7 protein-coding genes are annotated in these 13075 nt (G+C 71.0%); 4 read left to right on the top strand and 3 right to left on the bottom strand.

What is annotated here, in order from left to right:
* Positions 1-36: 36 nt before the first annotated feature.
* Together ACWGR4_RS28040 and ACWGR4_RS28045 are read right to left on the bottom strand one after the other, a co-directional pair.
* On the bottom strand, positions 37-4104 hold the full coding sequence (locus ACWGR4_RS28040) for a Pls/PosA family non-ribosomal peptide synthetase (RefSeq protein WP_452133380.1): 4068 nt from the start codon (positions 4102-4104) through the stop codon (positions 37-39).
* 854 nt (positions 4105-4958) lie between these two features.
* The gene (locus ACWGR4_RS28045; RefSeq protein WP_395795991.1) at positions 4959-5177 is read right to left on the bottom strand and encodes a hypothetical protein; all 219 of its coding nucleotides are present in this window, start codon (positions 5175-5177) and stop codon (positions 4959-4961) included.
* A 138-nt stretch (positions 5178-5315) separates the two neighbouring features.
* On the opposite strand from ACWGR4_RS28045, the gene ACWGR4_RS28050 reads away from it, so the two are divergent.
* From ACWGR4_RS28050 to ACWGR4_RS28060, 3 genes are all read left to right on the top strand, one after another.
* Positions 5316-7457 carry an MMPL family transporter gene (locus tag ACWGR4_RS28050; protein WP_452133385.1) on the top strand — a complete coding sequence of 714 codons (2142 nt, stop codon included), beginning with the start codon at positions 5316-5318 and terminating at the stop codon, positions 7455-7457.
* Positions 7458-7561: 104 nt separating this feature from the next.
* Positions 7562-8488 (top strand): slipin family protein, encoded by a 927-nt coding sequence (locus ACWGR4_RS28055; protein WP_452133381.1) that lies wholly within the window; start codon positions 7562-7564, stop codon positions 8486-8488.
* Positions 8489-8837: 349 nt separating this feature from the next.
* Positions 8838-10097, top strand: coding sequence for an aminotransferase-like domain-containing protein (locus tag ACWGR4_RS28060; RefSeq protein ID WP_452133382.1), 1260 nt, complete (start codon positions 8838-8840; stop codon positions 10095-10097).
* Here the strand turns inward: ACWGR4_RS28060 and ACWGR4_RS28065 are convergent.
* Positions 10049-10567, bottom strand: coding sequence for a tetratricopeptide repeat protein (locus ACWGR4_RS28065; protein ID WP_452133383.1), 519 nt, complete (start codon positions 10565-10567; stop codon positions 10049-10051). The genes ACWGR4_RS28060 and ACWGR4_RS28065 overlap by 49 nt on opposite strands.
* A 393-nt stretch (positions 10568-10960) precedes the next feature.
* On the opposite strand from ACWGR4_RS28065, the gene gyrB reads away from it, so the two are divergent.
* Complete coding sequence (gyrB, locus tag ACWGR4_RS28070; RefSeq protein ID WP_452133384.1) at positions 10961-12967, top strand: DNA topoisomerase (ATP-hydrolyzing) subunit B; 2007 nt, start codon at positions 10961-10963, stop codon at positions 12965-12967.
* Positions 12968-13075: the final 108 nt, after the last annotated feature.

The raw sequence follows: 13075 nt of genomic DNA on the forward strand, positions 1-13075 counted from the left end.
ATGGGGGACGGGAATGGGGACGAGGACCGGGGTGTCTCACCCGGGGCGGGCCGGGATGCCGCGCCACCGGGTCTCGTCGGGCAGGTGTTCGCCCTTCATCACCAGGGACAGTGCGTCGAGCGAGGCGCCCGCGCCGACCCGTGCGTCGTAGAGCACGACGGACCGGGTGCCGACCGAGGCACCCGCGCCGATCCGGACCTCGGACATCTTCATCACGCGGTCCTCGAACAGGTGGGTCTGCAGCGACGTCACCTCCGCCACCGCCGCGTCGTCGCCCACCTCGACCAGGTCGAACTCGGTCAGATACGTGGTGCCGAGCCAGACCCGCCGGCCGATCCGGGCGCCGAACAGCCGCAACACCGGGCCCATCAGGGGGGTGCCGGTGAGAAGGTTGAGCAGGCTCGGTACGACCAGGTTCTCGTACAGCCCGGTGATCAGCTCCGTGCGGCGCACCCAGATGCTCCACAACGGTTCGACCCTGGCCCGATAGCGGCCGATGACCAGCCACTTCAGCACCGCCGCGACCAGCGTGGAGCCGACCCCGACGGCCAGGAACAGGGCCGGACCGAGCAGGAACAGCACCCACGGCGAGCACACCCCGGCGAGCCGGACGGCCGCGTACAGACTGCCGAGCGCGCCCAGCGCGGCGATCGTGGCGGGCAGCGTCACCCGGAAGTACTCGATCGCCAACCGGGCCGCGATCAGCCCCCGGCTGGGGTCGTACGTCAACTTCGCCGGGAACTCCCGGCTCTCCTCGCGACGGGGCAAAAAGATCGCGGGCGAACCGAGCCAGGTGGTCTCGGGGTCGATCGGCCGGGTCGGCGCGAGCGAGTGCACGCCGAGCAGGCTGTTCTCGCCGAGCCGGCACGCGCCGGGAACGAGCGCGCCGTTGCCGACGAAACTGCGCGCGCCGATCTCGGCCGGGGCGAGCGCGACCTGCCCGTGATGGAACACGGCCGGGCCGACCACGCTGACGTCCGCCACGAAGCTGCGCTCGCCGATGATCAGCATCTCGGGGTCGACGAAGCTGACCGTGGCCACCTCGGACCAGCGCCCGGTTCGGGCACCGAGCAGGCGCAGGAACGGGACGAGGTACAACGTCGAGTAGAGCGCGTGGGTCAGCGTCAGACTGGCCGTCATCATGCCGTCGCCGATCCACTTGCGCATGCCCAGGCCGCTGCGTTCGGGATGGATGCCGACCCGGGAGCGCGGCAGCACCACCCGCTTGACCACCAGCACCAGCACACATGTGAACAGCACCACCAGCGGCCCGGCCGGGAGCGTGGCGGCGATCGCCCAGCCGAAGCCGTACCGCCAGGCGACGACCCCCACGAGCGCGCCCGCGGCACCGGCGACCAACAGCGGTACCAGGGCGAGCAGTACGGCGCCGGCGCCGAATCCGATCAGAACCCGCAGCGGCCAGGCTCGGCCGTCGTCCTCGGCCGCCATCGCGTCGAGCAGGGCCGGCGCCCCCTCCTGGCGGGTGACGGGTGAGCCGGCCCAGTGCTCGTCGGCGGGCAACACGTGGTCCGCCGGAACCAACGACTGCTCGCCGACCGAGGTGCGGTCGCCGATCACCGCGCCCGCGAGCACGACGCTGTTGGTCCCGACGAAGCAGCCGGCGCCGATGCGGACCGGCGCCAGCCGCAACCACCCGTGCTCGACCACGTACGGCTGGAGGCGTGCGCCGTAGCCGATGCTCGTCCCGTCGCCGATCTCCACGAACGCGGGCAGCCCGAGCACCGCCGACACATGGCAGCCGCGGCCGACCCGGGCGCCGACCAGCCGCAACCAGGGTGCCAGGAGCGGGGATCCGGTCAAGAACGCGAGCGGACTGAAGGCGAGCATCCGGCCGTACAGCCAAAACCGCAGGTAGGTCACGCCCCACAGCGGATACCACCCGGGGCGTACGCCGAGCATCAACAACCGCGCGGCGAACAGCGTGACGAGCAGGCTCGCGACGATCCATCCCACCTCCAGGGCGATGAACCCGGGCAGGTACAGGTGGGTGAGGCGGTCGAGCAGGCCGCCGGGCGCGGGCTCGTGGATCGGCAGGTCCCAGGCCAGGAACACCCGGTACAGCAGCACGACCGCGGGCAGGCCCAGGGCGAGCAGCCACGCGTACAGCGCGACGAACTGCGCGACACCGCAGGCGAATACCCGCCGGCTGCCGTGCCGCAGCGGCGCCGGCGCGGGGATGGCGGGTTGCCGCGCGACACCGGCCGCCCGCTCCTCGGCCGCCGCCTCGGCCTCGACGTGCCGGGCCAGGCCGCGAATGGTGGGGTGGGCGTACAGGTCGCCCATCGCCACGCCGCGCAACTCCGCTTCCCGGCGCAGCCGGGAGATCAGCCGGGCCGCCGCCATGGAGTGGCCGCCGAGGTCGCAGAAGAAGTCGTCCTCGACGGAGATCTCCGCGCCGCCGAGCACGTCCGCCCAGGCCCGGGCCAGGTGCCGCTCCAGCGCCGTCTCGGGCGCGACGTGGGCACCGGTGCGCCGGTTCAGCGGCGCGGAGGCCGGCGCGGGCAGCGCGGCGCGGTCGACCTTGTCCGCGGCCAGCAACGGGAATTCGGGCAGTACCTCGACGTAGGACGGGATCATGTACGCGGGCAACCTGCTCTGCAGGGCCACCCGCAACCGGGCCCGCAAGGCGTCACAGGCGGGGGCCGACGCCCCGTCGCCGCCGCCGACGAGTGTCACGTAGCCGACCAGGTCCTGCACGACGCCGTCCCGCTCCAGCGGGGTCACCACCGCGTTCTCGATCGCGGGGTCCTCGCGCAGCACCTCCTCGATCTCGGCCGCCTCGATGCGATAGCCGCGGATCTTGAGCTGGGTGTCGACCCGGCCGAGGTATTCGATCTCGCCCGTCGCGGTGAACCGGCCGAGGTCGCCGGTGCGGTAGATCCTCGGCACATCGGCGCGTTCGGCCTCGATCGGGTTGGTCACGAACCGCTCGGCGGTCAGGTCGGGGCGATTGACGTAGCCGACCGCCACACCCGGACCGCCGACGCAGATCTCCCCGCCCGCGCCCTCGTCGACGGGGCGCAGCTGCTCGTCGAGGATGTAGACCCGGTAGGTCGGCAGCGGTACGCCGATCGTCACCGGCCGGTTCGGGCCCAGTTCGCCACAGGTCGCGGTGACGGTGGTCTCGGTGGGTCCGTACGCGTTGAGGATGCGCCGATCCGGTCGCGACCAGCGCCGGACCAGGTCCGGCGGGCAGGCCTCGCCGCTGACCAACAGGCTGCGCAGGAGTGGGAATTCGCCCTCGATGGTGGTCAGCAGGGTGGGTACGCAGCACAGCACCGTGATCCGGTGCTCCAGCAGGAAGTCGCTCAGCCCCTGGCCGACCCGACCACCGTCGGTGGGACCGGAGATCAGGGTCGCCCCGGCGATCCAGGCCGGCCAGATCTCCTCGACCGAGAAGTCGAACGCGATCGAGAGCCCTTGATAGACCCGGTCCCGGGCGCTCACCCGATAGATCGGGGTGACCACGTGCAGGAAGTTGGCGATGCTCGCGTGCGATACGGCCACGCCCTTGGGGCGGCCCGTGGTCCCGGAGGTGTAGATCACGTAGGACCACGAGCCCGGGTCGATCCGGACGTCGGGCCGATCGTCCGGTTGTCGGGCCAAGTCGTGTGCCGCGACGTCGAGTTCGAGCAGCGGGCAGGTCGCCTCCGCGGTGCGCCCGCGCATCTCGGACGTACTGACCAGATCGCACAGGTCGGCGTCCCGGGCGATGAAGGCGACCCGTTCGGCCGGGAACGACGGGTCGAGGGGGACGTAGGCGGCGCCCGACTTGATCACGCCGAGCAGGGCGACGTAGGCATCGAGCGAACGTTCGAGGAGGATTCCGACGGTGCGGCCCGGAGCGGCGCCGCGGTCCCGAAGCAGATTCGCCAAGCGGTTGGCTCTGCGGTCCAGCTCCGCGTAACTCAACGAGGTGTTCTCGCAGACGACGGCGACCGCCTCGGGATTGCGATCGCAGGACCGCTCGAAGAAATGGGGAAGTACACGGATCGGCGACTTGTCGAGAGTGGCCGTCGGGGGTGAGGCCCCCGGGGTCACGACCGAGTTCACCGGTCCTGGAGTGGTTCTCATACGGGTCATGACTCGTCCTCGTCGGGGATTTATGTAAACCCGGTTGAATAATGAGATTCCATCGAACATGCCTGAAGATCGACATACACGACAGGTATGGAGGACCGCTGCGACACCGCCCGCGCGTGACCGGCGCTACGGGGAAGGGCGCGACTTGCAGGCGCCATCGGTGCAGGTGAAGACGTATTCAAGGACCAGGAAGCACCCGCCGAAACGGCCCGAGACGAGCCGACGCGGCCGTTTCGCGCGGTGGATTCCGGCGAACGGCCGGAGAGCCGAAGAACGCCGTGGCGGCGCCTTGGGTTCGGCTCTCTGTGCAATTCGAAGTCGTGATCATTCTTGACCGGGAAGATCACGGTCGTGCCGCCTATTGCGACCCGTGCCGGGCCGGAGATTTGCCCGATAGCGCATGGAAGGCGAAATGAAAACTAGGTTCGCGAGCCGTCTCCGGAACAGGTGAATACGAGCCAACGTGAGATGGCCCATTGCGACGCGTGAGGTTTACCACGGGTAACCGGAGGCCGGTCCCGCACTCCGCCGCGACGCCGCCCGGTGGGACACCTGGAGGCGGAACGGAGGCGGAACGGAGTCGGGCATGGGTGGGGGAGGTATGCGCTCGACGGCCGGCCGGCGCCACGCGCGGGCGCCCGAGTAAATGTTACCCACCGGAAATATGCGGCTACACAGTGTCGTGATGGTGTCGACGCAGGGGCGACATCGAGCCGACGGCGGGTCGGCGAAAGTCGTCCATGGGCTTCGAGAAGCTCCGACGGCGCGTAAAGACTCGCTTACGGTTGGTTCTCGGTTGCCTCTTGACGCACCGGGAACGGCCGTGGTCGATCATGCGGTCGGCCGTGGATGGATCAACCGCCGTCGTGCGTGGGCCACTCGTCGCCGCCCTCCCAGGCGACCTGGTCGCGGTCGGCGGGGTCGAGGCCCAGTTCGGCGGCGAGGGCGTCGAGTTCGCCCCGGTCGTGCAGTCGACGGTAGGTGCCGTCGGCGAGCATGACCAGCCGATATGTGTCACCGGGACGGTACGCCTCGACGACGAGGTCGAAGCGGCCGTGTGCCTTGTCGCTCATGTCGTCCAGGGTCGCGCACGCGAGTGCGATCGGCCGGCGCCGGCGCCGGCGGGGGCGGGATCCGCCGGCCGATGCCATCCTGGGGAGAGTGCACCTCGGGCGACACCACATCACGTTCGAGCGGTGGAGGTGTGGGGGATGGGTGGTGCGGGCAGAGCCGCGCGGCTGGTCTGCGGACGGCGTGCCAAGTGGATCATCCTTGTGCTCTGGATCGTGGTCCTCGTCGCGGCCGCTTCGGCCGCGAGCAAGCTGACCGACGCGGAGAAGAACGACGCCTCCGCGTGGTTGCCCGGCAACGCCGAGTCGACCAGGGTCGTCGACGAATCGAAGGCGTTCCTGCCGCAAAACGTCACCGCCGTCGTGGTGTTCGCGCGCGACTCCGGCCTGACCCCGACCGACGACGCGACCATCGCCGCCGACGCCGAGCACCTGCGCACCCTGACCGCCCACGGCATCGTCGGCTCCCAGGTACAGGGTCCCCTGCCCGACCGCCTCGCCGCCCCGCGCGCGAAGGTGATCCTGGTTCCGATCACCTTCGGTGACAACGGCTGGAACAGCATCGCCAAGGCGGTGGATCAGATCCGGCCGATCGTGACGGACCACCCCGACGACGGCCTGGAAGCGCACATCACCGGCCCCGGCGGCGTCGCCGCCGACAGCAGCGACGCGTTCCAGGGCATCGACGGAACCCTGCTGTTCGCCGCCCTCGGCGTGGTCGTGGTGATCCTCCTGTGCACTTACCGCAGTCCGACGCTGCTCCTGGTCCCGGTGGTCTGCGTGGTAGGCGCGCTGTTCGCCGCACAGGCGGTGATCTACGTACTGGCCCGACACGCCTCGCTCGTGGTCAACGCGCAGAGCGCGGGCATCCTGACCGTGCTGGTCTTCGGCGCCGGCACCGATTACGCGTTGCTCCTCGTCGCCCGCTACCGGGAGGAACTGCGTCGGCACGAGGATCGACACGAGGCGATGGCGCTGGCCCTGCACCGGGCCGGACCCGCCGTGATCGCCAGCGCCTCCACCGTGATCGTCGGCATGTTGTGCCTGCTCGCCGCCGAGATGAACTCCACCAACGGCCTGGGACCGGTGGCCGCGATCGGCGTGGCGGTGGCGCTGCTCGCGATGTTGACCCTGTTCCCGGCGGTATTGCTGATCACCGGGCGGTGGATCTTTTGGCCCGCCGTCCCGCACCTGGGCTCGCCCGAGCCGACCGAGACCGGACTGTGGGCCCGGACAGGCCGCCGCATCGCCCGCCGCCCACGCACCGTGTGGATCACCACCGTCGCCATCCTGGCCGCGCTGTCCTTCGGCCTGATCTCGCTGAACGCCTCTGGCCTGACCACCGCCGAGAGCTTCACCGGCACCCCCGACTCGGTGGTCGGCCAGAAGGTCCAGGCCCGCTACTTCCCCGCCGGCACCGGACAACCGCTCCAGGTGGTCGCGAACACCGCGTCGCTGGACGCGGTCCGCGCCTCGCTCGCCGCCGTCCCCGGAGTGGTCGCCGACAGCGTCACCATGCCACCGGGCGTACCGGCCGAGCGCGACGGACGCTCGTACGTGGAGGCGACGCTGACCGACGCCGCCGACAGCGGCGCGGCCCGGGACACGGTCGACGCCGCGCGCTCCGCGGTGCACGCGGTGCCGCGCGCCGACGCCCTCGTCGGCGGCGGCACAGCGGCCCAACTCGACAGCAACCGGGCCTCGGTCCGGGACGAGAAGGTGCTGATCCCGGTCATCCTGGCCGTCGTACTGATCATCCTGGCGCTGCTGCTGCGGGCCGTGGTGGCGCCGGTGGTGCTGATCGCGACGGTGGTGTTGTCGTTCGCCGCGGCGCTCGGGATCAGCGCGCTGGTGTTTCGCCACGTGTTCGACTTCGCGGCCGAGGACACCTCGTTCGCGCTGCTCGTGTTCGTCTTCCTGGTCGCCCTGGGCATCGACTACAACATCTTCCTGAGCACCCGGGTACGCGAGGAGAGCATACGCACGGACACCCGCACCGGTGCGCTGACCGGTCTGGCCGCGACCGGCGGGGTGATCACCTCGGCCGGCCTCGTGCTCGCGGGCACGTTCGCCGCGTTGGCCACGCTGCCGATCGTCGGATTCGCCGAGATCGGCTTCGCGGTCGCGCTGGGTGTCCTGCTCGACACCCTGGTGGTGCGGTCGGTGGTGGTCACGGCGCTGACGCTCGACCTGCGGCACCGGATGTGGTGGCCGAGCGCGCTGTGGCGACGCGAGGCGGAGGCGGCGGATCGGGCCGCGGCCGGGAGCGGCGACGGGCGGTAGCCGAGGGCCTTCGGTGGGCCGGGGCCGGAGTTACAGTGGGGGAGCAGGGAGTGCTCGGGGACGCCCGCATGCTCGGGACAGTCGTTTCGGCACCGGAGTCGGCCATGACCGTGGCGCTCGTGATCATCATTCTCGTCTGCGGCATCGTCGCGCTGGTCGGGCTGCTCGCCGCGACCGGGCTGCGCGTGATCCGCCAATACGAACGCGGCGTGGTCTTCCGCCTCGGCCGCGTGCAGGAGCCGATCCGTACGGCCGGGCTGACCCGGATCGTGCCGGTCGTGGACCGTTTGCGGAAGATCAACACCCAGATCGTGACCATGCCGATTCCCGCCCAGGACGGCATCACCCGGGACAACGTCACCGTCCGGGTCGACGCCGTCGTGTACTTCCGGGTGAACGATCCGGTCAAGGCGACGGTCGAGGTACAGGACTACGAGTTCGCGGTGTCGCAGGTCGCGCAGACGTCGTTGCGCTCGATCATCGGCAAGAGCGACCTGGACGACCTGCTGTCCAATCGTGAGGCGCTGAATCAGGGGCTGGCGCTGATGATCGACTCGCCCGCGGTGGGCTGGGGCGTGGAGATCGACCGGGTGGAGATCAAGGACGTGGCACTGCCCGAGTCGATGAAGCGCTCGATGTCGAGGCAGGCCGAGGCGGAGCGTGAGCGGCGCTCGCGGATCATCACCGCCGACGGCGAGTTCCAGGCGTCGCGCAAGCTGGCCTCGGCGGCGACGGTGATGTCGAGCAGTCCGGCGGCACTGCAACTGCGCCTGCTCCAGACCATCGTCGAGGTGGCGGCCGAGAAGAACTCGACCGTCGTACTGCCGTTCCCGGTGGAACTGTTGCGGTTCCTGGAGAACGCGACCGCCGAATCGGCGCCGGGCTCGGGCGCGACGGCGGCGGGCGCGCCGGAGGAGACGGGTGCCGCGACGGGCGCGACCGGCGCGAACGGTACGCCGGCGTGGTTGCGGGAGGGGCACGCGCGACCACCGGTGTCGACGCATCCGCATCACCTGAAGAACCGGCGGTGACGGCCGCGAAGGCTGTGGCGACCCGCCTGCCTCGATGCTCGCCGGCTGCTTCGTAGGCTGGGGGACGCGAGGGGGTCCCGGTCGGTCGTTCGTCTGCGGGAGGTGGGGCGTGTCGGTGGAGCGGTCGGTGGGGGTCGGTGGGCTCGATCTGCATCTTGATGTCGTGCGTGCGGACGGTGGGGTCGGGCGGGCGTTGGAAGCGGCGTTGCGGGAGGCGGTGCGGTCCGGGCGGTTGCCGGCGGGCACGCGGTTGCCGGGTAGCCGCAGTCCGGCCGCCGATCTCGGGGTGGCGCGGGGGACCGTGGTCGGGGTGTACGGGTAACTGGCCGCCGAGGGCTGGTTGGTGGCGGTGACCGGCTCGGCGACCAGGGTGGTCGCGGTCGCGGTCGGGCGGGGCGGCGAAACCGTGTCGGCGACGGTGCCCCCGCGTGGTGGGCCGATGTTCGACCTGCGGCCGGGGTTGCCCGATCTCACCTCCTTTCCGCGTGATCGGTGGGCGGCGAGTGTGCGCCGGGTCGTGGCGGAGTTGGACGCGCGAGTGCCGGGTCAGCCCGAGCCGGGCGGCGTGCCGGAGTTGCGGGCCACGATCGCGGACTACGTCGCCCGCACCCGGGGTGTGCGGGCGACGCCGGACGCGGTGGTGATCACGACCGGCTTCGGGCACGCACTGGCCGTCGTGGGGCGGGCGTTGGCCGCCTCGGGTGCGCGGTGCGCGGCGACCGAGGAGCCCGGTCTGGCCCGACACCGGGATCTCCTGCGCGCGGCCGGCGTCGTCCCGATCCCGCCGGCCGTCGACGGGCACGGCGCCGATCCCGACGAACTGCCGTCGGATGTAAGGGCCGTGCTGCTCACGCCCGCGCATCGGCATCCGCTGGGCGTGGTGCTCTCGGCCCGGCGGCGCGCGGCGTTCGTCGCATGGGCGCGGCGCTGCCGCGGATACATCGTGGAGGACGACTACGACGGCGAGTTCCGCTATCGGGGCCGCCCCGTCGGCGCGCTCCAGGCGCTCGATCCGGACCGGGTCGTCCTCGCCGGCGCCGCGAGCAAGACGCCGGCCCCGGGGGTGCGGATCGGTTGGCTGGTCGTCCCGGCCACGCTGCGCGACGCCGTGCTGCGGGCGGTGGTCGAGACCGGCGCGGCGCCGTCCGCGATCGAGCAACTGGCCCTGGCCGACCTGATTCGGCGGGGCGACCACGACCGGCACGTCCGGCGCGTCCGACTCGGCTACGCGCGCCGCCGGGCCGACCTCGCGGAGTGTGTGGCGGCCGTGACCGACACGCCCCTGAGCGGCATCGCGGCCGGCCTGCACGCACTGCTCACGCTGCCCTCGGCCGACCACGAGCGCCGGGTGATCGCCGCGGCGGCCCGGTTCGGCCTGCGCCTGCACGGCCTGCACGACCAGGGCTATTGGCACGACCCGGACCCGACCCGGCCGGCGGCGCTCGTGATCGGCTACGCGACCCCGCCGGGGCACGCGTGGCGGCGGGCGCTGGAGGCGTTGGCCGGGGCCCTGCGCACCGGGCTCGACGCGCGTCGGCGTCCGGCCGATGCGGGCGACGCTCAGCCGGCCGTCGTGGGTTCCGCGTTCTCGACCAGGGCGCGGGCGTAGTTGGTGACCGAGCGGGTGTAGCGGGGCAGGTGCGGCGCCAGCGCGCCCAGGGCCAGGCCGACCGCTTCGCGTTCGCGCCCGGAGTCGACCAGGGACAGGGCCAGGAACGCGGCCAGCGCGTCGTCGAGGTGGTCGGATCCGGCCTCCCGCTCGGCAGTCAACAGCGCGACGCTTTCGGCGAGTTCGCCGAGGTTGCGCAGCGTGCCGGCGAACTGGATCGTGGCGGGGCGCCGCATGTCCTCGGGCAGCCCGAGGGCGAACGCGCGCCGATAGTGCGGCGCCGCCTCGGCCTCGTAGCCGGTCGAGTCGTACGCCGACCCCATCCAGTAGGCCGCGACCGCGTCGTCGTCGGGCCGCTCGTCGACCAGCGCCCGAACGGCGGCCACGAAGTCGTCCGGCTGATGCGCGTCGAAGTCGGCCCATAGATCGTCCATGCGCCGCGTCCAGGTGTCGGTGCCGTTGTCGCCCATGTGTGCAAAGCCTCCGCGGAATCGGGACGGGTGGTGTCTCACCGCGGCCGAGCCGCGGTGAGGACGATCCTGCCGTGTGTCGGGCCGGATGGTCGGCGTGGGGTCGACCCGTGTCGAGGCGAAGTGCTGTATGGCGATCTAACGGCCTGGAAGGCTGGTTTGGGTAGGGGGAGTTGGCTCATTGGATTTCAGGCGCTCAGAAAGGCGTATAGAAGCCCTGAAGATCTGGTGTTCAGGTCCACGTTGGGTATGCTGGACTAGTTCCCGAGGTGAGGAAACTCCCGCGCCTCGGGGCTTGTTCGGCCTGTCCGGGGCCGGTGTATCACCCGACGACACGACCGCTCCCGCCATCGCGGCGGGAGCGTGATTCGTGATGCCAGAAAAGAGAGCCTTGTGACTGATTCCGGCAGCCTTTCCGCCGTCGCGTCGTCCGACGGCGGCGGGAGGCAGGGCCCGGCGTACGACGCCGGCGCGATCACCGTGTTGGACGGGCTGGACGCGGTGCGCCGCCGGCCGGGGATGTACATCGGCTCGACCGGCGAGCGCGGGCTGCATCACATGGTGCAGGAGATCGTGGACAACTCCGTCGACGAGGCCCTCGCCGGTGTCGCGGATCGCATCGATGTCACGCTCCTGGGCGACGGCGCCGTGCGGGTGGTGGACAACGGGCGCGGGATTCCGGTCGGGCTGCACCCGGAGAAGGGGCTACCGGCCGTCGAACTGGTGCTGACCGTGCTGCACGCGGGCGGCAAGTTCGGGGGTGGCGGCTACGCGGTCTCCGGCGGGTTGCACGGTGTCGGGTTGTCCGTGGTCAACGCGCTGTCCACGCACCTGTCGGTGGAGATTCGCGCCGACGGCCGGCGGTGGACCCAGGACTACCGCCGGGGTGTGCCCGTCACCGAACTGGTCCGGCACGAGGCCGTCTCCGACACCGGCACCTCGCTGACCTTCCGGGCCGACCCGGACGTGTTCGAGAGCACCGAGTACTCGTTCGAGACCCTGGCCCGTCGCCTCCAGGAGATGGCCTTCCTCACCAGGGGCCTGACCCTGACGCTGACCGACGCACGCCACGGCGCACGCACGCCCGGCGCCGACGAGCCGGCCCGGTCCGTCGAGTACCGCTATCAGGGCGGCATCGTCGACTTCGTCACCCACCTCAACGCCGGCAAGGGCGAGCCGGTGCACCCGTCGGTCGTCTCCATCCGGGCCGAGGACGCGGCGCAGTCGGTGTCCGTCGAGGTCGCGATGCAGTGGAACTCCCGGTTCAGCGAGGGGGTGTACTCCTATGCCAACGCCATCCACACCCGCGAGGGCGGCATGCACGAGGAGGGTTTCCGCGCCGCGCTGACCGGTGTGGTCAACCGCTACGCGCGCGAGCGACGGTTGTTGCGGGACAAGGACGAGAACCTGCCCGGCGAGGACATCCGCGAGGGGCTGACCGCGATCGTCTCGGTCAAGCTGGGCGAACCGCAGTTCGAGGGCCAGACCAAGACCAGGCTGGGCAACACCGAGGCGCGCACGTACGTACACAAGGCCGTGCACGAACAGTTGACCGATTGGTTCGCCCGAAACCCGGTCGACGCGACGGAGATCGTCCGCAAGGCGGTCCAGGCCCGGACCGCCCGGCTCGCCGCGCGCAAGGCCCGTGATCTCACCCGCCGCAAGAGCCTGGTGGAATCCATCGCCCTGCCCGGCAAGCTCGCCGACTGCCGGTCCACCGATCCGGCCGCCTGCGAGATCTTCATCGTCGAGGGCGATTCCGCCGGTGGTTCGGCCAAGTCCGGCCGCAATCCCGAATATCAGGCGATCCTGCCGATCCGGGGCAAGATCCTCAACGTCGAGAAGGCCCGCGTCGACAAGATCCTGGACAACCAGGAGATCCAGGCCCTCATTTCGGCCTTCGGCACCGGCGTGCACGACGACTTCGACATCGACCGGCTGCGCTACCACCGGATCATTTTGATGGCCGACGCCGACGTCGACGGTCGGCACATCAACACCCTGCTCCTGACCTTCCTCTTCCGCTTCATGCGACCGCTGATCGAGGCCGGCCACGTCTACCTCTCCCGCCCGCCGCTGTACAAGATCACCTGGAGCCGGGGCGACATCGAGTACGCCTACGCCGATCGGGAACGCGACATGCTCGTCGAACGCGGCCGACGCGAGGGCAGGCGGCTGCGCGAGGAGAGCATCCAGCGTTTCAAGGGGCTCGGCGAGATGAACGCGGAGGAGTTGCGGGTGACGACCATGGACCGCGACCACCGGGTGCTCGGTCGCATCACGCTGGAGGACGGAGCCCAGGCCGACGCACTGTTCTCGATCCTGATGGGCGAGGACGTCGAGGCGCGGCGCGGGTTCATCCAACGCAACGCCGCCGACGTGCGGTTCCTGGACATCTGACGCGGGGGAGTCGGGGGGGGCGCGCGGGGGGGGGGGGAACGGGCGGGCGGCCCCCACCCGCCGCCGGGCGAAACCACAGCGGGCGAGTTAAAGCCCAATGAAGCCCCC

The sequence above is a fragment of the Embleya sp. NPDC055664 genome (genome assembly GCF_053618075.1).